Source organism: Mesorhizobium sp. WSM4307, from assembly GCF_007003945.1.
Classification (GTDB): Bacteria; Pseudomonadota; Alphaproteobacteria; order Rhizobiales; family Rhizobiaceae; genus Mesorhizobium.
The window spans coordinates 220,660-240,003 of the sequence record NZ_VFTB01000009.1; the positions used below are offsets into that span (position 1 = coordinate 220,660).

The 19,344-nt window shown below is 64.7% G+C and carries 19 protein-coding genes and 1 pseudogene; 11 read left to right on the plus strand and 9 right to left on the minus strand.

The window, feature by feature from the left end:
• Window positions 1-23: 23 nt before the first annotated feature.
• The 3 genes from FJV83_RS22925 to FJV83_RS22935 form a co-directional block, all read right to left on the minus strand.
• Window positions 24-797 carry a Bax inhibitor-1/YccA family protein gene (locus FJV83_RS22925; protein WP_095774825.1) on the minus strand — a complete coding sequence of 258 codons (774 nt, stop codon included), beginning with the start codon at window positions 795-797 and terminating at the stop codon, window positions 24-26.
• 243 nt (window positions 798-1,040) lie between these two features.
• Entirely contained in the window at window positions 1,041-3,590 is a 2,550-nt protein-coding gene (locus FJV83_RS22930; protein ID WP_142886455.1) for an ABC transporter permease, read from the minus strand.
• Window positions 3,590-4,285: an ABC transporter ATP-binding protein gene (locus FJV83_RS22935; RefSeq protein ID WP_095788953.1), complete on the minus strand. Its 696-nt coding sequence runs from the start codon at window positions 4,283-4,285 to the stop codon at window positions 3,590-3,592. The genes FJV83_RS22930 and FJV83_RS22935 overlap by 1 nt, the downstream gene beginning before the upstream one ends.
• Window positions 4,286-4,367: 82 nt before the next feature.
• On the opposite strand from FJV83_RS22935, the gene FJV83_RS22940 reads away from it, so the two are divergent.
• Both FJV83_RS22940 and thpR read left to right on the plus strand, forming a co-directional pair.
• Window positions 4,368-5,012, plus strand: a complete 645-nt coding sequence (locus tag FJV83_RS22940; RefSeq protein WP_142886454.1) for an arylesterase — start codon at window positions 4,368-4,370, stop codon at window positions 5,010-5,012.
• Between the two features lie 128 nt (window positions 5,013-5,140).
• A complete protein-coding gene (thpR, locus tag FJV83_RS22945; protein WP_019862074.1) occupies window positions 5,141-5,737 on the plus strand; it encodes an RNA 2',3'-cyclic phosphodiesterase in 597 nt (198 codons plus the stop codon).
• Here thpR and FJV83_RS22950 read toward each other — a convergent pair.
• Complete coding sequence (locus tag FJV83_RS22950; RefSeq protein WP_095774829.1) at window positions 5,641-6,153, minus strand: low molecular weight protein-tyrosine-phosphatase; 513 nt, start codon at window positions 6,151-6,153, stop codon at window positions 5,641-5,643. The two genes, thpR and FJV83_RS22950, sit on opposite strands and share 97 nt — an antisense overlap.
• A 104-nt stretch (window positions 6,154-6,257) precedes the next feature.
• Here FJV83_RS22950 and FJV83_RS22955 point away from each other — a divergent pair, with 104 nt between their 5' ends.
• The 3 genes from FJV83_RS22955 (at window position 6,258) to FJV83_RS22965 (ending at window position 7,823) form a co-directional block, all read left to right on the plus strand.
• Window positions 6,258-6,554 (plus strand): 4a-hydroxytetrahydrobiopterin dehydratase, encoded by a 297-nt coding sequence (locus tag FJV83_RS22955; RefSeq protein WP_142886453.1) that lies wholly within the window; start codon window positions 6,258-6,260, stop codon window positions 6,552-6,554.
• A 128-nt stretch (window positions 6,555-6,682) separates the two neighbouring features.
• Window positions 6,683-7,045, plus strand: coding sequence for a YkvA family protein (locus tag FJV83_RS22960; protein WP_095774830.1), 363 nt, complete (start codon window positions 6,683-6,685; stop codon window positions 7,043-7,045).
• Between the two features lie 274 nt (window positions 7,046-7,319).
• Entirely contained in the window at window positions 7,320-7,823 is a 504-nt protein-coding gene (locus FJV83_RS22965; protein ID WP_095774831.1) for an invasion associated locus B family protein, read from the plus strand.
• Between the two features lie 57 nt (window positions 7,824-7,880).
• Here the strand turns inward: FJV83_RS22965 and FJV83_RS22970 are convergent, their stop codons facing one another.
• Together FJV83_RS22970 and FJV83_RS22975 are read right to left on the minus strand one after the other, a co-directional pair.
• Entirely contained in the window at window positions 7,881-9,236 is a 1,356-nt protein-coding gene (locus FJV83_RS22970) for a chloride channel protein (protein ID WP_142886452.1), read from the minus strand.
• A gap of 112 nt (window positions 9,237-9,348) precedes the next feature.
• Complete coding sequence (locus FJV83_RS22975; protein ID WP_095774833.1) at window positions 9,349-9,648, minus strand: hypothetical protein; 300 nt, start codon at window positions 9,646-9,648, stop codon at window positions 9,349-9,351.
• Window positions 9,649-10,159: 511 nt separating this feature from the next.
• On the opposite strand from FJV83_RS22975, the gene rlmN reads away from it, so the two are divergent.
• Genes rlmN through FJV83_RS22995 form a run of 3 tightly spaced genes read left to right on the plus strand, consistent with a single transcriptional unit; the run spans window position 10,160 to window position 12,317 of the window.
• Window positions 10,160-11,392: a 23S rRNA (adenine(2503)-C(2))-methyltransferase RlmN gene (rlmN, locus tag FJV83_RS22985; protein ID WP_095774834.1), complete on the plus strand. Its 1,233-nt coding sequence runs from the start codon at window positions 10,160-10,162 to the stop codon at window positions 11,390-11,392.
• Window positions 11,389-11,838, plus strand: a complete 450-nt coding sequence (locus tag FJV83_RS22990; RefSeq protein WP_179295982.1) for a hypothetical protein — start codon at window positions 11,389-11,391, stop codon at window positions 11,836-11,838. Before rlmN ends, FJV83_RS22990 begins: the two co-directional genes overlap by 4 nt.
• Window positions 11,835-12,317: a hypothetical protein gene (locus FJV83_RS22995; protein ID WP_095788956.1), complete on the plus strand. Its 483-nt coding sequence runs from the start codon at window positions 11,835-11,837 to the stop codon at window positions 12,315-12,317. Before FJV83_RS22990 ends, FJV83_RS22995 begins: the two co-directional genes overlap by 4 nt.
• Here FJV83_RS22995 and FJV83_RS23000 read toward each other — a convergent pair.
• Window positions 12,289-12,930, minus strand: a complete 642-nt coding sequence (locus FJV83_RS23000) for a LysE family translocator (protein ID WP_095774836.1) — start codon at window positions 12,928-12,930, stop codon at window positions 12,289-12,291. The two genes, FJV83_RS22995 and FJV83_RS23000, sit on opposite strands and share 29 nt — an antisense overlap.
• A 120-nt stretch (window positions 12,931-13,050) precedes the next feature.
• Window positions 13,051-15,129, minus strand: coding sequence for a bifunctional diguanylate cyclase/phosphodiesterase (locus tag FJV83_RS23005; protein WP_246689052.1), 2,079 nt, complete (start codon window positions 15,127-15,129; stop codon window positions 13,051-13,053).
• 349 nt (window positions 15,130-15,478) lie between these two features.
• Between FJV83_RS23005 and FJV83_RS23010 the strand changes: the two genes are divergently transcribed.
• Together FJV83_RS23010 and FJV83_RS36510 are read left to right on the plus strand one after the other, a co-directional pair.
• Entirely contained in the window at window positions 15,479-16,702 is a 1,224-nt protein-coding gene (locus tag FJV83_RS23010; RefSeq protein ID WP_142886451.1) for an argininosuccinate synthase, read from the plus strand.
• A gap of 75 nt (window positions 16,703-16,777) precedes the next feature.
• Window positions 16,778-16,897: pseudogene (locus tag FJV83_RS36510) on the plus strand (IS110 family transposase); the annotation flags it as partial.
• 134 nt (window positions 16,898-17,031) lie between these two features.
• Here the strand turns inward: FJV83_RS36510 and FJV83_RS23015 are convergent.
• On the minus strand, window positions 17,032-17,829 hold the full coding sequence (locus tag FJV83_RS23015) for a lytic transglycosylase domain-containing protein (RefSeq protein WP_095774881.1): 798 nt from the start codon (window positions 17,827-17,829) through the stop codon (window positions 17,032-17,034).
• A gap of 381 nt (window positions 17,830-18,210) precedes the next feature.
• On the opposite strand from FJV83_RS23015, the gene FJV83_RS23020 reads away from it, so the two are divergent.
• Window positions 18,211-19,308, plus strand: coding sequence for a putative zinc-binding metallopeptidase (locus FJV83_RS23020; protein ID WP_142886450.1), 1,098 nt, complete (start codon window positions 18,211-18,213; stop codon window positions 19,306-19,308).
• Window positions 19,309-19,344: the final 36 nt, after the last annotated feature.

A 19,344-nucleotide genomic window follows, 5' to 3' on the forward strand; every position in this document is an offset into this window, starting at 1 on the left:
CAGTCAGACCATGATGCGAAGCCTTAGCGTCGGTCGCCCATGAACTGCAGCAGGAACATGAACAGGTTGATGAAGTCGAGATAGAGCCTCAGCGCGCCCATGATGGCCTTGCGGCCGGCGATATCGGAAGCGTCGCCCTCGAAATACATCTCCTTGATCTTCTGCGTGTCATAGGCGGTGAGGCCGGCGAAGACCAGCACGCCGATCGCCGAAACAGCGAAGGACAGTGCCGACGACTGCAGGAAGATGTTGATCACCATCGCGATGATGATGCCGAACACGCCCATGATCAGGAACGAGCCCATCGCCGTCAGGTCGCGCTTGGTCGTGTAGCCGAACAGCGACAGCGCACCGAAGGCGGCGGCGGTGGCAAAGAAGGTCTGCGAAATGCTGGCCGTGGTGTAGACCAGGAAGATCGACGACAGCGACAGGCCGACGAGGCCGGCATAGACCCAGAAGGTCGTCTGCGCCGCCGAAACGCTCATCGATTGGACGCGGAATGACAGGAACAGCACGGCGGCCAGCGGCGCCAGCATCACCACCCAGCGCAGCGGCGATCCGAAGATCGCGTAGCCGAACGACGTCAGCATCTCGCCGCTCGGCAGCGTCGCGACGGCCGAGGCCGGATCGGTGGTGGTGGCCAGCATGATCGTGCCGACAGCGGCAAGGCCGGTGATGAGGAGGCCAAGCCCCATCAGATTGTAGACCTTGATCATATAGGCGCGCAGGCCCTGGTCGATGTCGACGGCTGCGCCGGGCACGGCGCGCGTCTGGAAGTTGCGAATGGGTTCAGCCATTGTAGTCCTCTATTGCTTCTGCCCCGTCCGGTGTCAGATCCTGTTGGGACGTAAATCCACCGGACCCAGGCGCCGCTGGCGGGGCTCCAGCATGCCTGTGGCGAAATATGATGGTTATTCGCGTCAAGAACAAGACCGTAACCGGATGTAACGGTTCGTGAGGGGCCGAAATGCGGATTCCCGGGCTTTCCAGCCGCCATCCTTACCAAGATTTAATCCGCGATAGCGGCGTCGGCCCCGGAACTACAGCTCGCGCAACACCGGCGCCGCCTTGTGGCCGAGCACCCGCCAGGTGCCGGCGAGGCCGATGCCGACGGTGATCACCAGCGCAAAGACGATGGTCGCCACCGCCACCTGCGGCATGAAATGCGACGGCAGGGTCATGATACGGGCGACAATGTACCAGGCCGCGATGCCGCCCGCCGCCAGCGCGAAGATGGCGGTGGCCAGTCCGATCAGCATGTATTCGAGGGAGAACGCCGTGATCAGCGTTCGCCTTGTGGCGCCGAGCGTCTTCAGCACCACCGCGTCGTGGATGCGCGCCCGGTTGCCGGCGGCGAGCGCGCCGGCCAGCACCAGCACCGAAGCGACCAGCGCCACGCCGGCCGCCGCGCGAATCGCCGTGCCGAGCTGCCCGACCAGCCGGTTGACGACATCGAGCGCGTCCTTGACCCGCACCGTCGTCACCGCGGGAAAGGCGCGGGTGACGGCATTGAGGACGCGCGCGTCGTCGGCCGTGGTGGCGCTCCTTTCGGTCAGCGTCGCCATCCAGCCATGCGGGGCCCCGGCGAATGTGTTGGGCGAGAACACCATGACGAAGTTGATCCCCATCGTTTCCCATTGGACCTGACGGAAATTGGCGATCTTCGCCGTCACGTTGCGGCCGAGCACATTGACGGTGACGGTGTCGCCAAGCTTCAGTCCGATCTCCTGGCCCTCATGCGCCGAGAAGGAAACCAGCGGCTCGCCGGCATAGTTGTCCGGCCACCATTTGCCCTCGGTCAGCGTCGCATTTTCCGGTTGTTTGGCATCATAGGTCAGGCCGCGATCGCCTTTCAGCACCCAGGCGCCTGCGGCCGGCACCTTGACCTTGTCGACATCGACGCCGTTGAGCGCCATCACCCGGCCGCGCAGCATCGGCACTTTGGCCAGCGTCCCCTTTGGCGCCTCCTTGGCGATCAGCGCGGAGAACGCATCGACATCGCTGCCTTGGATGTCGACGAAGAAGAAGTTCGGCGCCCGCTCCGAAAGGCTGCCGGAGATCTGCTGCCGCAGATTGCCGTCGATCAGCGCCAGCGTCACCAGCAGCGTCAGCCCGAGCCCCAGCGACAGCACCACCGACGGCGTCAGGGCGCCTGGCCGGTGGATGTTGCCGACGGCGAGCCTGAGCGCCACGAAGCGCACGCGCGGGCTTTTTCTCGCCGCCCATTGCACCAGCGCGCCGACCAGGCGCAGCACCAGGAAGGCGAAGATGGTGGCACCGACGAAGATCGAGGCGATGCGCTGGTCGCCCGAGAACAGGATGGCGAGCGCCGCCAGCAACAGCGCGATGCCGAGCGCCGAAGCGACATAGACGGGCCGCGGCTGGCCGCGGCCTTCAAGCCCCATCTCGCGGAACAGTGCCGTCGCCGGCACGTCGCGGGCGCGCCCGAGCGGCAGCAGCGCGAAGGCCAGCGTCACCAGCAGGCCGAACAGCGCCGCCATGGCGAGCGCGCCAGGATAGAAGCCGCCCTGCGCCGGCACCGGAATGACGGATTGGAGGGCGGCACTTGCCACGAACGGCATCAGCGCGCCGAGCACCAGGCCGGCGGCGATGCCGAGGGCGGCAATGATCAGGATCTGCACGAGATAGACAGCAAAGACGAAGCCGCCGGAAGCACCGAGGCTCTTGAAGGTGGCGATGACGCCGCGCTTGCCGTCGAGATAGGCGCGCACCGCATTGGCGACGCCGACGCCGCCGACCACCAGCGCCGTCAGCCCGACCAGCGTCAGGAATTGCGAGAAGCGTTCGATGTTGGACGACAGCGCCGGCGCCGCATTGTCGCGCGTGCGGATTGACCAGCCGGCCTCGGGAAAGTTTTGCGCCGCCTGATCCTGAATGGCCTTGAGCCCCGCCTCGCCGGCGCCGGCCGGCAGCCGGATCTTGTAGGCGTTTTCGACCAGGCTGCCTGGTTGCACCAGCCCGGTGGCGGCCAGACCTTCGGCCGAGATCATCAGCCTCGGCGCGAAGCCGAAACCGTCGGACACGGCATCCGGCTCGGTGATCAGTCTGGCGCGCAATTCGAAGGTCGCCGTGCCGAGCTTCAGCCGGTCGCCGGGCTTGAGATGCAGCCGTTCGAACAGCAGATCGGGGGCGGCCGCGCCGAAGACGCCGAATTCTTCGCCGAACAGTTCCTGCTTCGACAGCTTCGGTTCGGTCTCCAGCGCGCCATAGAGCGGATAGGCGTCGTCGACCGCCTTGGCCTCGACCAGTGCCTGATCCGAGCCGTCGGCCAGCCGCGCCATCGAGCGCATGCTGGCGGTGCGCGAAACGGTGCCGAGCCCGTCGAGGAAGCCGCGCTCGGCCTGGCTGGCGTCGCGCTGATTGATCTGGAAGCGGAGATCGCCGCCAAGCAGCGTCTGGCCCTGATCGGCGACGCCGGCGCTGATCGAGCGGGCAACCGAATTGACGCCGCCGATCGCCGCGACGCCGAGCGCGATGCAGGCAAGGAAGATCAGGAAGCCGGACAGGCCGCCGCGCATTTCGCGCAGCGAGAAGCGGACCGCGAGTTTCAGCGTCTGCGCCAGCGGCATCAGGCGGTGACCTTCAGGGGCGCCGGTGTTTCAATCCGGCCCGAACGCATCGAAACCTGGCGCGAACAACGCGCCGCCAGCGCCGGATCGTGGGTGACCAGCACCAGCGTCATGCCGCGCTCGGCCGCCTTGGCGAACAGCAGGTCGGCGACCTGCCGCCCGGTCGCCTGGTCGAGATTGCCGGTCGGCTCGTCGGCGATAAGGATGCGCGGCGACGGCGCCAGCGCCCGGGCGATCGCCACGCGCTGCTGCTCGCCGCCGGAGAGTTCGCCGGGATAATGGGTGACGCGGTCGCTCAGGCCCACCGCCGCCAGTTCGCGTGCCGCCACCGAAAACGGATCGGCATGGCCGGCCAGCTCCAGCGGCACCGCGACATTCTCGAGCGCCGTCATATTGGGGATGAGGTGGAAGGACTGGAAGACGATGCCAATGTTTCGGCCACGAAACGAAGCAATCTGGTCCTCGCTTTTGCCGTTGAGCAGCTCGCCGGCGATTCGTACCGTGCCCGAATCGACCCGTTCCAGGCCTGCCAGCACCATCAACAGTGTCGACTTGCCGGACCCCGAAGGGCCGACGATGCCGGTCGCCTCGCCGCGCCCCACTTCGAGGCTGACGTCCTTGAGCACATGGACAGACGAAGCGCCCTCGCCGAGCGTCAGCGATACGTCTTTCAGCGCGATGACGGCTTCTGTCAAAATGAAAGTGTCCTATATGGAACGTGAAGGCTCTGTTTGCCGGAAGCCGGGAAGAATCTTTTGGTCATATGGGGCCTGCCGCATGTCTTTCAAACGCCAGATAGCCGCAGGCTTGATCCTTTTCCTCGCCCTTTGCGGCGCCATTTCGTCGGCGCGGGCCGAGCCCTTCAAGATCGTCGGCTTCGGTGACAGCCTGATGGCGGGTTACGGTCTCGGGCCTGGCGAGGGTTTTACCGACAAGCTCCAGGCCGCCCTGCGCGCCAAGGGCCGTGACGTGGCCGTCGCCAATGCCGGTGTTTCCGGCGACACCACCAGCGGCGGCCTGGCGCGGCTCGACTGGTCGGTGCCGGACGGAACCCGGCTGGTCATCCTCGAACTCGGCGCCAACGACATGCTGCGCGGCGTCTCGCCCGATATCCCTAGGAACAACCTCGACGAGATGCTGGCCAGGCTCAAGCGGCGCAACATCGCCGTGCTCCTGGCCGGCATGCGCGCCGCGCCCAATCTCGGCGCCGACTACCAGGCCGCCTTCGACCGCATCTTTCCGGAGCTGGCGAAAAAATACGATGTCACGCTCTACCCGTTCTTCCTCGACGGCGTCGCCGGGCAGCCCGGCATGCAGCTCGAGGATGGCCTGCATCCGAGCGCCAAGGGGGTCGACCAGATGGTCGAGCGCATCCTGCCGACGGTCGAGAAGGCCATCGCGGCGGTGCCCGGAGGCGCGTGAGGCCGGGCGGAACCGCTTTCCGTTAGGGAAGTTTTTAGCAAAGCCTGTGACCAATAAACCTCTTGCTCCATCAGCCTATCGATGATTCGCTATAGGTGACAGTTCGATTCGAGGAAGGGAGGCTCTTCATGCCGCGTCTTTTCACCGCCCTCGAAATTCCGCGTGATGCTGCCCTTTCGCTGTCCCTGCTCCGGGGCGGCCTGCCGGGGGCCCGCTGGATCGATGTCGAAAACTACCATCTGACGCTGCGCTTCATCGGCGATGTCGAAGGCCATGTCGCCGACGAGATCGCCAACGCGCTGGACCGCGTGCACCGCCCTTCCTTCTCGCTGACACTGTCCGGTGTCGGCGCTTTCGGTCAGAAAAAGCCGCACGCCGTATGGGCCGGCGCGTCCGCCTCGCCAGATCTGGCAGCGCTTCAGGGCGAGATCGAGCGCATCTGCCAGCGGCTCGGCATCCCCGCCGATCCGCGCAAGTTCATGCCGCACGTCACACTGGCGCGGCTGCGCAATTCGAGCCCGCTGGATGTCGCGCAATATCTGTCGGCACGCGGCAATTTCTCGACATTGCCGTTCCGCATCGGCCGCTTCGTCCTGATGTCGTCGCGCGATTCGGTCGGCGGCGGCCCCTACATCGTCGAGGAGGCCTGGCCGCTGTCCGGCAACGATGCCCGCGCCGCCAGCCGCGTCGCCAGCGCCTCCGACGCTTCGCGGATCATGCGGTAGACCGAAGCGAACGCATCTTCGCCGTCATAATAGGGATCGGGCACGTCGCGCGCCTGTCCATGCGCGAACTCTAAAAACAGGTGCACCCGGTCCCGTGCGGGCGCCAGCGCCTCGAGGTCGGCGACGTTCGAGCGGTCCATGCCGAGGATCAGGTCGAAACGGGAGAAATCCTCACGCCGGACCTTGCGTGCTCTCTGTCCGGAAATGTCGATGCCGTGACGCATCGCGACGGCGATCGAGCGTGGATCGGGGGCCGAGCCGACCTCCCAGCCGCTTGTGGCGGCCGAATCGAGCAGCATGTCGCGGCCCCGGCCGCGCTCGGCCCAGACGGCGCGAAAAACACCTTCCGCCAGTGGCGAGCGGCAGATGTTGCCGAGGCAGACGAACAGAATGGAATTTATCGGCTTCATGCTCATTCGATATGCGCCGTTTGTGCATTTGGAACCCCAAAACCGCACAGCACTTCGGGGCGACTTGCACTATGGTGAGGGTCAAATTCGAAATAGCACGGGAAATCATCATGACGAGAGAAAAACTCAGCAAGGACGCCATCACCGCCGCCCTTGCCGAACTCGGCGACTGGTCGCTGGCCGCGGACGGTGGCTCGATCAAGCGCAGCTTCGTCTTCAGGAATTTCTCCGAAGCCTTCGCCTTCATGACCCGCGTCGCGCTGGCGGCCGAAAAGATGGACCATCATCCCGACTGGTCGAATGTCTACAAGACCGTCGACGTGACGCTGAACACCCATGACGCTGGCGGCGTCACGGCGCTCGACATCGCGCTGGCAAAGAAGATGAACCGCTATTTCGCCGGCTGAGTGCACGCCTGGCCGTGAGCGGTGACCCCAAATCGGCACCGGCATCTTGCAGCCGGGTCCGGCTTTCACCACATTTTCGCCCGCGAGGCATGCGCCAGGACGCGCATGAGACCCGCAAGGAGTGATTGATGGCGCGACAACCCGGTTTTGATTTCTTCGGCTTTGGCGACAGGCTGGGCGGCGAGGGCGAAGTGCGCGAGAAATTCTGGCGCACGGCCAAGAAGGCCGCGCGGCAGATCCCGTTCATGGAAGAGGTCGTTGCCGCCTATTACTGCGCCATGGACAAGAACACGCCGCTGCGCGCCAAGGGCATATTGGTGGCCGCGCTCGGTTATTTCGTCCTGCCGGTGGACCTCATCCCCGACTTCGTCGTCGGCCTCGGTTTCACCGACGACATCGCGGTGCTGACCGCAGCGATCACCGCCGTCAGCGCCCACATCACGCCTGCACATCGCCAGGCCGCCAAGGACGCCATCGCCGACAAGGGCTGAGCGTCGTCACGTGGCGCTTGGCCTGTGGACAGAGGCGTTTGGAGGCCCTGCTGAAAAGTCAAACTCTTGCCGCTTTCGTGGCCTCCAAGTCGCCGAAGGGACGTCGCGCCGGCCGCTGACAAGGCGGCGGTGCGGGAATGGCGGCGGTTTCCGGGGGTGAGCGTCCTTTTCTTGAGGGAAATTCACCGTTTGGTAACCCAGATTAAATCAAAATGAAGCGACGGCTGGACGCCATGCGGCCCGCCCCCGCACCATTTGGAATACGGGAAAGACGATGCGCGGATTGATAGCACTGGTTTCGAGTCTGGTCCTGGTGGCCTCGGCAGCGCCTGTTCTGGCGCAGCAGGCGACCAAGATCGGCCAGCACAATGCCTGGGGCACCTATAGCTACCAGGCATCGGGCGGCAAGGTCTGCTACGTGCTCACCGTGCCGACCGACAAGCAGCCGCCGACGCTCGACCATGGCGACATGTTCTTCTTCGTCAGCCAGCGTCCCGGCCAGCAGGTGTCCTACGAGCCGCAATTCATCGCCGGCTACAATTTCCAGGAAGGCTCCAAGGCCACCGTCACCATCGACAAGAAGTCCTTCTCGATGTTCACGCGCGGCAAGTCGGCCTGGGTCGAGAACGCCGCCGAGGAACCGGTGCTGATCGCCGCCATGAAGACCGGCACCGACATGAAGGTGACGGCGAAGTCCGGCCGCGGCAACCCCACCTCCTATGTCTTCTCGCTGAAGGGCATTTCGGCGGCGCTGACGTCGATCGCCAAGTGCAAATAGGCAAACCTTCATTTTGAAGCGAATGGGCCGGGCTGCAAAGCCTGGGCCTTTGCTTTTTCAGCCCTGACCTGGCTCCGGCACTGTCTCCGCCCGCCGCCGCCGGATCGCCTCGGCGATGAAGACGCGCGACAACGCATGATAGAGCGGCTCGTGCGAGATCAGGCGCGCAGTGCCATAGCCCAGCATCGAGGCCAGCATCAGCGCGATGACATTGTCGTGATTGCCGGTCATTTCCAGGATGATGACGAAGGCCGTCATCGGCGCCTGCACGACGCCGGCGAAATAGCCGGCCATGCCGAGCAGCGCGGCGGCACCAGCGCTGGAACCAAATAGCAGCCCGAGCGAACTGCCGATGCCGGCGCCGACCGCCAGCGACGGCGCGAAGATGCCGCCGGGAATGCCCGAGACCATCGACAACACGCCGGCCAGGAATTTTTCGGCAAAGAAGAACCATGGCAGCGGCGTGCCTTCGACAGCGCCGCGCGCCTGTGCGTAGCCGGTGCCGAAGGTCAGCCCGCCGGAGGCGATGCCGATCGCCGCCACGCCAAGCCCGCAGACAGCCGCCACCAGCAGTGCGCGAGCCAAAGGCTGCTGCGTGTGCCAGCGCCGGATCCGCCGCGTGATCTTCAGCGCCAGCAGCGAGAACAGCGCGCCGAAGCCGCCGCCGATGACGCCGCAGCCAAGCACCAGCGGCCAGTCGGCGGCAAAGGCGATGGTTTCCTTCGAGACGCCGAAATAGGTGTAATTGCCGAGCAGGCCGAGCGAGGCGAGGCCGGCCAGGATCACTGCCGTCAGCACCAGCCCGTTGGTGCGCGCCTCATAGGTGCGGCCCATCTCCTCGATAGCGAAGACGATGCCGGCGAGCGGCGTGTTGAAGGCGGCGGCAATGCCGGCGGCCGAGCCGGCCAGGATCAGGCCGCGCGCCTGCGCCATGCCGCCCCAGCGCGCCGCCTGCAGCATCAGCGAGGCGCCGACCTGCACGGTCGGACCCTCGCGGCCGATCGAAGCGCCGCAGAACAGGCCGATGACGGTAAGCGCGATCTTGCCTGCCGCCAGGCGAAGCGAAAGGAGATGACCGCGATCCTCGTCGTCGCGCAAATGGCGAGCGGCGATCGCCTGCGGAATCCCGCTGCCCTGCGATCCGGGGAAAAAGGCCTGGGCAAGCCAGGCGCAGAGCACGAAGCCGAGCGGCGTTATGATCAACGGCAGGTAGAAACGCCAGCCGCCACCGTTGCCGGTGACGAGGTGAAACAGCGCTTGCGCCCGGTCGGCCAGCACCGCGAACAGCACGCTGATGACGCCGATCGAGACCGCGCCGGCCCAGAACACCAGCCGCGGCTGCCAGACACGCCGCGAGGCCCACATAGCCTGTGAGCGCCGCAACATCGGGTATTTTCGCGATATGCCGGCCATCCGCGCCTCATTGTGGTGGCCCGGCCTAGCACACCCACGGAGCCGATCAAGCCTGTGGGGCTGATCCACGCGTCGGATCCCGCCGGCGTACACCGGCGGGATCCGGGCTGGCTCACATGGCCATTTTTTCACATTCGGCCTGAGCCTTCTTGGTCGACGTATCGATCATGTAGGCTTTGCCCTTGGCGTCGGTCATCATCATCATGCAGTGCTTGATCGGCTTTGCCATCTTCATCATCTCGGCGCCCATCTTTGCATCCGGCATCATGGTGCCCATATGCCCGTCCGGCATGATCGCCATCACTTCTCCACCCTTCATCATGGTCATCGTGCCCATCGCGTCTTCGGCAAATGCCTGCGAGGCGGAAAGGCCGACGAGGCCGGCAATGACGGCGAACTTGATAGAGTTCATTCTGCATACTCCCATTTTGTAGAGGCATAGTTGCCCCATTCAGACTTCGCAGGCGCGATGGGAATCGTTACGCGAACACGATCATGTGATCGGTCAATAGGGGCTGCCCTCCAATCAGGCGGAAGCATTGCTTCGGTGCAAGGTCGACCCCCACTCCGTCGAGCTTCGCTCGCCACCTCTCCCCCGATCGACGGGGCAGAGGAAGGGCGCGAAATGATTCCAGCCAGCGCCTTTCCTCTCCCTCCGGAGGGGGGAGAGGTGGCGCTGCGAAGCAGCGACGGAGTGGGGGAAGCCGCTCGTCAATCGCGCCGCCGCCGCAAGACAGGCATAACCCTGCACAGGAGGAGAAAAGCCCGGCAGGGCAATGAAGGCCAGCGCCGACCTTCAAGGTCAGGCGATCATACAATGAAGCGCACTGCATGACTCCGCGCTCAACCTGTGCTATGCGCCGCGCTTCAGTTCCCGGCACGATGAATGAAATCGGCCGCAAAACGCTTATATCAGTGCGACCATGACCCTTTCCTTCGACCTCACCACTGAAGGTGCCCGTGACGCGTTGCGCGCCCGCGCCGCGCCCGAGAAGCCGTCGCTGATCGGCCTGACGCGGGCCGAGCTCGCGGAGGCGCTCGTCGCGTCCGGTATCGTGCCGGAGCGCCAGGCAAGGATGCGCGCCCAGCAGCTCTGGCACTGGATGTATGTGCGCGGCGTCTCCGACTTCGCCGGCATGTTCAACATCTCCAAGGACCTGCGCGCCGAGCTCGACAAGCATTTCACCGTCGCGCGTCCCGAGATCGTCGAGGAGCAGATTTCTTCCGACGGTACCCGCAAATGGCTGTTCCGCTTTCCGGCGCGCGGCGCCGGCCGGCCGGTCGAGATCGAGACCGTCTATATTCCCGAGGAAGGCCGCGGCACGCTTTGCATCTCCTCGCAGGTCGGCTGCACGCTGACCTGCTCCTTCTGCCACACCGGCACGCAGAAGCTGGTGCGCAATTTGACGGCGGAAGAGATTCTCGCCCAGCTGCTCACCGCGCGCGACCGGCTCGGCGATTTCCCCGACCGCGACACGCCGGACGGCGCCATCGTGCCGGCCGAGGGCCGCAAAGTGTCCAACATCGTCATGATGGGCATGGGCGAGCCGCTCTACAATTTCGAGGCTGTGAAGAAGGCGCTGCTGATCGCTTCCGACGGCGACGGGCTTTCCCTGTCGAAGCGGCGCATCACGCTGTCGACCTCCGGCGTCGTGCCGGAAATCTTCCGCACCGGCGAGGAGATCGGCGTCATGCTGGCGATCTCGCTGCATGCCACCAATGACGATCTGCGCGACCTCTTGGTGCCGATCAACAAGAAGTATCCGCTGAAGGAACTGATCGCCGCCTGCCGCGCCTATCCCGGCCTGTCGAACGCCAAGCGCATCACTTTCGAATATGTGATGCTGAAGGACGTCAACGATTCCATCGAGGATGCCAAGGGCCTGATCAAGCTGCTCAAGGGCATTCCGGCCAAGATCAATCTGATCCCGTTCAACCCGTGGCCGGGCACCAACTACCAGTGCTCGGACTGGGAGACGATCGAGAAATTCGCAGACTACATCAACAATGCCGGCTATGCCTCGCCGATCCGCACACCGCGCGGCCGCGACATCCTCGCCGCCTGCGGCCAGCTGAAATCGGAATCCGAGCGCATGCGAAAAGTGGACCGGCTGGCGCTGGAAGCCATGATGATCGCGGGGCACGGGGAGGCGTGAGCCGTCTCGTCGTCGGGCTCAAACGTATCGCCATGATAGCCGTCGGTTACATCGCCGGTGTGCTGACCTCGATCCTGGTGCCGGTGCTGCTGATCACGCTGCTGGAAGGTATCGAGTACGGCAACTGGTCGCTGGTCTTCACCTTCGACTGGCTGCGGTCGTTTCCGCTCGCCGTGCTGACCGTGGCGGTCTGCGCGCTGCTGATCGTCGGGCCCGCGATCCTGGTCGCCGAATGGTTTTCGCTGCGGGGATGGTTCTATTTCGCGGTCACGGGCGCGATCACCTCCATCGCCTTTGGCGTCCTTGTCCCAGGCTCGGCCGGAGGCTTTGTGTTCAATCCAGGCTTTCTCGGCTTCCTGGCCACGGCCGGCACCGCCGCCGGTTCGGTCTACTGGCTGTTGGCCGGGCGCGAGTCCGGCCGTCTGACGCCGCGGGATCCCGGATGACCCGTCTCGTCGCCTATCTCGTGCGCTTTGCCATGATCCTGTTCGGCTATGCCGTCGCCTCGCTGGCGGCGAGCGCTTTCCTCAACGTGCTGTTCCTGGCCTCGCTCGGCTATACGCCTGACCACACATACCCGACGGCGACGGCGTCGCTGTATTTCTCGATCCCCTTCGTCGCTCTGTTCGTCGCCTATTTCGCTTTCCTGCCGGCGGTGATCGTCATCCTGCTTGCCGAAATCCTCGGCCGGCGCGACTGGCTGTACTACGCGCTGGCGGGCGCGGTGGTGGCGGGCGTTTTCCTCGGCCTGGTCGACCACGCCCAAGAGTCCACCTTCGCGATCACCGACGCCAGCGCCATCATGGCGGTGATCGGCGGCGGCATGGTCGGCGGTATCTTCTACTGGCTGAGCGCCGGGCGCTGGGCCGGAAACTGGTGGAAAGAGGCGAACGCGCCTACTTCGCCTGGGCCGTCAGGATCTTGAGCGCGAAGGCCGAGAACACGCCGGCGAAGAGATAGTCGACCACCCGCGTGACGCGCGGGCTGGCCTTCATCGCCGCGGAAAATTTCTCCGCCGCCAGCACCATCGGCACCGTCACCGGGATCGACAGCACGATGAACATCGAGCCCAGGAAGAACAGCTTTCCCGGCGCGTTCGGGTCATGCGCGGAGACGAACTGCGGCAGGAAGGTCATGAAGAACAGGATGATCTTGGGATTGAGCAAATTGACGCCGAGCCCGGCCGCCCAGCTGCGCAGCAGCGAGATCTGCGGGCCTATCTTCTTTTCCGGCGAAAAGGCCGAGCCCTTGGCGATGGCCTGCCAGGCCAGGAAGACGAGATAGCCGGCGCCAAAGATCTTCAGCACGAAAAAGGCCATCGGCGAGGCGACGATCAGCGCCGAGACGCCGACCACCACCAGCGTGGTGTGGATCAGCGTGCCGCACAGCGCGCCGGCCATCGAGGCAAAGCCGGTGGCGCGCCCCTGGCTCAGCGTGCGCGAGACGAACAGGGTCATGTCGGGCCCGGGCGTGATCGCCAGGATCACGGTGGCGATGGCGAACTGGATCAGCGTGGCGGTGTCGGGAATGAAGGACATGGCAGGCCCCAGGAAACGCATAGGCCTATACAGCATGCGCCGTGCCGGCGCCAGATAAAGCGTTGATCCAGCAAGGCAATCGCTTTCCGCAATGACAGTTCCCGCTCGTGGCGGCGAGCGTCAGCCGGTGGCTGTCCTCACCCTGACAGGCACCTCGAAGGTGGGCGGGCCGTCCTGGCCGTCAAGCCTGCCGATGAGCACGATCTGATCGATCGGCTTGGGGCGGCCGAGGAAATAGCCTTGCGCCTCGTTGCAGCCCTCGACCTGCAGGATGCTGAGCTGGACATCGGTCTCGACGCCTTCGGCAAGCACGGGAATGTCGAGGCTGCGCCCCAGCGCCAGCACCGCGCGGATGATCGCCTTGGCCTGCGGGCTGCGCTCGACATCGGCCATGAAGGAGCGATCGAGCTTGATCTTGTCGAACGGGAACGAGCGCAGCGTGTCGAGCGAGGAATAGCCGGTGCCGAAATCGTCGATCGCGATCGTCACGCCCAGCGCCTTGATCTGGCGCAGCACGTGCAGCGTGCGCACCTTGTCGGCGACGATCGTCGATTCGGTCAGCTCGAGCTCGAGACGCTTCGGCGACAGGCCGGTCTCGACCAGGATTTGGTGGACGAGCGTGGCGAGATCGGCATGGGCGAACTGCACCGGCGACAGATTGACCGCGATCTTGTGGCCATTGTCCCAGGAGGCGGCCTGGCGGCATGCGGTGCGCAGCACCCATTCGCCGATCGCCAGGATGGAACCGTTCTCCTCGGCGATCGGAATGAATTCGGCGGGCGGAACCATGCCGTGCACGGGATGGGTCCAGCGCAGCAACGCCTCGTAGCCGCACGTGGCGCCGGTCTGCACCGAGGTCTGCACCTGGTAGTGCAGCGAGAGCTCGCCATGGTCGATCGCCTGACGAAGGTCGGTCGCCAGCGCCCGGCGCGCCCGCGCCGTCTCGTCCATCGCCGATTCGTAAAAGCAGACGGCCCGCGTCACGTCGTTCTTGGCCCGGTACATGGCCAGATCCGCATTGCTGACCAGCCTCTCCCGGTCGGCCCCGTCGCGCGGATAGACGGCAACCCCGATGCTGGCGCCGGTAACGCTCTCGAAATCGTCGATCCGCAACGGCTCGAACAATGATTTCTCCAGCCGCGACACCAGGCCGAGCAGGTCGTTCTGGTCCTTGAAGCGCTTGATGGCGGCAAATTCGTCGCCGCCGAGCCGGGCGACGAACTCGCCGTCGCCGGCCAGCTTCGCCAGCCTGCGGGCAATGATCTTGAGCGCCTGGTCGCCGGCCGCGTGTCCCCTGAGGTCGTTGATTTCCTTGAACCGGTCGAGGTCGATGACGATCACGGCGGTCATCGTGTCCCGTTCCTCGCGCGCCCGCTCGATCTCATGGTCGAGGCGGTCGTTGAAGGAGACCCGGTTGGCAAGGCCGGTGAGCGAGTCGTTGAGGGCAAGATGCTGCAGCCGCTCGAAGCTTTCGAGCCGGCCGCGTTCGTCGATCAGATAGCTGGCGAACCCGGTGGCGGCGACGATCAGGCCGACCACGGCGACCGCGACGGCCATGGCTTCCAGGATGTCGGGATTGGTGCCCGTGGTGATGAAGGAAAGCGGCGTCACCGCCACCGCCGCCATTGCCGTGAAATGCAGGCCGACGATCGCCAGCACCAGAAGGCCGATGCCGACATAGTGCGACCAGCGGTACGGCCGGCGCATCGCATGGCCGACCGCCACAGAGGAGAATGCCATCGCGATCAGCACCGAAGCGACGACGTAGCCGGCGTCCCATTCGACGATGCCGGCCACGTGATAGGCCATCATGCCGGTATAGTGCATGGCCGAGATCGCCAGCCCGACAAGGCATCCGCCCCATTCCGGCGCCAGGCCGCGGCCTTTGTCGAGCGCAAGGCCGAAGCCCACCCCGGTGCCGACCATGGCGATGACCAGGGAGATCATGGTGAGCGCCGGATCGAAGGTGATCGGCGCGCCGGGCTGATAGGCCAGCATGGCGATGAAATGCGTGCACCAGATCGAGGAACCGGCCGCGACCGCGGTCAGGAAAAGCCATCCCCGCATCTGCACGCCGACGGTTCTCCTAGCGCGGTCCAGCAGGCCGATCGTCACCCAGCAGCCGGTGACGCACATCAGCGCCGCCAGCAGGACGAGCCACAGATTATGCTCCGTGACGATGCATGATATGACGCGCATCAGGAATGGTCCAAGCCCGAGACACCCGCAATGAGCAGGCAAAAGCCGCTTGGCCACCCGTTGCGTGGCCAGGGCAGTTCCGTGTCGCTGCTTTAGCGGCAGGACGTGAAAACTTGCTTAAATCCGGCGCATAAATGCAGCCCATGATTGTAGCAGGTTGTTTTCCCGGGGCTTGGTCGCGAACTGAGGACCGCGCTGGCGAAAAGCCTGATGCGGTTCCATGCCCTCGCCGCGCGCTGGATCAGCAGTCTGGCGCCGCGCCTGCTTGCTCGCTTCGCCGTTCCTGCTAAAAGGCGCTCCGACAATGCGTGACACCCTTGCCCAGGCGTCCGCCACCGACGGAGCAGAAATGTCCAAGACCAAAGACGTCAAGAAAGTCGTGCTCGCCTATTCCGGCGGCCTCGACACATCCATCATCCTGAAATGGCTGCAGACCGAACTCGGTGCCGAAGTCGTCACCTTCACCGCCGATCTCGGCCAGGGCGGCGAGCTGGAGCCGGCACGCAAGAAGGCCGAGATGATGGGCATCAAGGACATCCGCATCGTCGATGTGCGCGAGGAATTCGTCGCCGATTTCGTCTTCCCGATGTTCCGCGCCAACACCGTCTACGAAGGCACCTATCTGCTCGGCACCTCGATCGCGCGGCCGCTGATCTCCAAGCACCTCGTCGAGATCGCCAGGGAAACCGGCGCCGATGCGATCGCGCATGGCGCCACCGGCAAGGGCAACGACCAGGTGCGTTTCGAGCTGTCGGCCTATGCGCTGAACCCCGACATCAAGGTCATCGCGCCGTGGCGCGACTGGTCGTTCAAGTCGCGCACCGACCTGATCAACTTCGCCGAGCAGCACCAGATCCCGGTGGCCAAGGACAAAAGGGGCGAGGCGCCGTTCTCGGTCGACGCCAACCTGCTGCACTCCTCTTCCGAAGGCAAGGTGCTGGAAGATCCCTGGAGCGAGCCGCCGGAATTCGTCCACCAGCGCACCGTCTCGCCGATGGACGCGCCGGACAAGGTCACCGAGATCGAGATCGAATTCCTGAAGGGCGATCCGATCGCGCTCAACGGCAAGAAGCTGTCGCCGGCGACCATGATGGCCGCTCTCAACGATCTTGGCCGCGACAACGGCATCGGCCGGCTCGACCTGGTCGAGAACCGCTTCGTCGGCATGAAATCGCGCGGCGTCTACGAGACGCCCGGCGGCGCCATCCTGATCGTGGCCCACCGCGCCATCGAATCGATCACGCTCGACCGCGGCGCCGCGCACCTCAAGGACGAGTTCATGCCGCGCTATGCCGAGCTCATCTACAACGGCTTCTGGTTCGCGCCCGAACGCCTGATGCTGCAGGCGATGATCGACAAGAGCCAGGAAGACGTCGAAGGCACGGTGCGGCTGAAGCTCTACAAGGGCAACGTCATGGTCACCGGCCGCAAGTCGAAGAAGACCCTCTATTCGGACGCGCTGGTCACCTTCGAGGATGACCGCGGCGCCTATGACCAGAAGGATGCCGCCGGCTTCATCCGCCTCAATGCGCTGAGGCTGCGCACGCTGGCCGCGCGCAACCGCAAGGGCTGATATCGACCCGAGATCAGGAGCATGCTCTACATGCCCGCATTGCACGCCGCTGCCGGAAGGGGTGAGTTCGCAACCTTCTACAAACGCCTCATCACCAACGGCAAAAAGCCAATGGTGGCCATCGCTGCCGTCATGCGAAAGATCGTCGTCACCTTAAACGCTAGGCTCAGGGACGCCGCCATTCCTCAGAGTTGATGACGAAGTTGGGGACTTCCACCAACACAAAAGCCCGGCGCATGGCCGGGCTTTTGTCGAACAGAGCACCCTCAGGAAAAGCGTGAAGTGGTTTTCCGTCCGGAATTGCCTCAAAACAAAGAGTTGGACTTCAATCAGTCGCCGTCGATCGCCGTGGCGATGCGCACGATGGCCTGCTGGTAGACGTTGGCGTCGTTCCAGCCGGCAATTGCGCCGACATTGTCCGCCGCGCTCGCGCCCCGCCGCCAGCCATGGGCCTTGAGGAAGTTGGCGGTGGACGCCAGCGCGGTGGCCTTGTCGCGCAGGTTGCCGCTGCCCACGCCATATTTCAGGACATTCCCGGGCAGGAACTGCGTGTGGCCGATCTCGCCATGCGCGGCGCCAACCGACGAGGCGCTCAAGGCGCCGCGATCCACCAGCTTCAGCGCCGCAATGGCATGCGGATGAAAGAATTCCGGGCGGCGGCAATCATAGGCAAGCGTCAAAATGGCCGAGACCGTATTCTGGTTGCCCATGGACGAACCGAAGCCGGTCTCCATGCCCCAGATGGCCAGCAACACACCGGGCGACACGCCGTAATTGCTTTCGATCTGGCTGAACAGCGCCGCGTTCGCCTTTTTCAGCGAACGGCCCTTGGAAATGATCGCCTCGCCGCCACGGCGCTTCATGAAGGCATCCACCGAGCCGCTGAACGCCTTGTGGATACCGCGATCGACGGAGATTGTCTTTGTCGCGTAAGTGGCGCCAGCCAAAGCGGCCAGACCCTTGGCGCCGACACCTTCGGACTTGGCCTGTGCGGCGAAGCCCGGTTTCCAGGCGTCGAAGCCGGCACCGGTGCTGCCACAGCTCGCCGCCGCCTGTGCGCCCGTCGCCAGCCCAAGCACCGCCACCACCGCGGCCGCTAAAATCCTACCCTTGGCAAGAAATGCCATTTTGTTCTCCTGGTTGCCTGATTCACGTCCCATCAGCGAATTTGCCAGCGAAACGTGCATTTGTCACCGTCCGCGGCACGATGCTGGCGAATGCCGGGGAATTTGCCTACGATCAAGTGATTATTGTGGCGGGGTCGAAATAACCATGGAAGACGTTGATGTCGCATCGGCGGCCGTGCCTGTGCCAGCGCCCGGCATTTCGGTGTGCCTTTCGGCATAGGCGGCGTGATCATCGGCGACGGCGCGGCGGGGCTTGCCACGGCCAGGACCCTGCGTGCCATGGGCCGCATGCGGCGAAACATCATCGACATAGGCGGAACGGCGGCCGGCGCTCGGCGTTGGGCACCTGCCGCCCGCTGGCTCTGAGGTTTTGAGGCCGACATGAAACTGTTCGACTGCCCGCATTGCGGCCATCGTCTCTACTTCGAGAATGCGCAGTGCCTGAATTGCTCCAGCCTCGTGCTCTACGATCCCGAGCATGCCCGCTTCGCCCTGTCGGGCGCCGACGGCATCTTCCAGTGCACCAATGCCGATGAATGCGCCTGCAACTGGATGGCCGAACCGGGACATGGGTTTTGCCGCGCCTGCGGGCTGAACCAGCTGATCCCCGATCTTTCCGTCGACGGCAACCGCCGACGCTGGATCCGGGTCGAGGCGGCCAAGAAGCGCGCCATCTATTCGCTGCTCGCCTTCGGCCTGCCGGTGGCGCCCAAACAGGCGCCTGCGGACGAGGTGGGCCTCGCCTTCGACTTCCTCGCCGATCCGATCGGCGGCGGGCCGGGCGGCGAACGCATCCTGACCGGCCATGACAATGGCCTGATAACGCTCAACGTCGCCGAGGCCGATTCAGCCGAGCGCGAGAAGCGTCGCGTCGAGATGGGTGAGAATTACCGGACGCTGCTCGGCCATTTCCGCCACGAGCTCGGCCACTATTACTGGGATCGCCTGATCCGTGACGATCCGCAAAGGCTGGACGCTTTCCGCACTTTGTTCGGCGACGATCGCGCCGATTACGAACAGGCGCTGAAGACCTATTACGCCAACGGTGCCGCGCCCGACTGGCAGCAGAACCACATCTCGGCCTACGCCACCTCGCATCCCTGGGAGGACTGGGCCGAGACCTGGGCCCACCATCTGCACATCACCGACACGCTGGAGATGGTCCACGCGCTGAACTTCCCGCTCGGCCGGCTGGAGACGGTGGAAGCCAATGATTTGCCGCGAGGCGACACCGGCGGCGAACTGCAGGCGGCCCCTTCGGAACCTGCCAACGCGCCCGAGCCCTTCGAAAAGATCCTTGCCCGCTGGCTGGTGCTGTCGGAAGCCTCCAATTCGATCAACCGCTGCATGGGCCTGCCCGACCTGTATCCCTTCGTCATTTCGGACGTGACGGCGCGAAAACTGGCCTTCGTTCACGAGCTTTTGACCGGATTGCCGAAAGGCGCGGGAACAAATCGTGAGTTGGCGCGGGCGTTTTAGCCGGAACGCATGCGCCGCTGCCCCGTTTTCACCGCC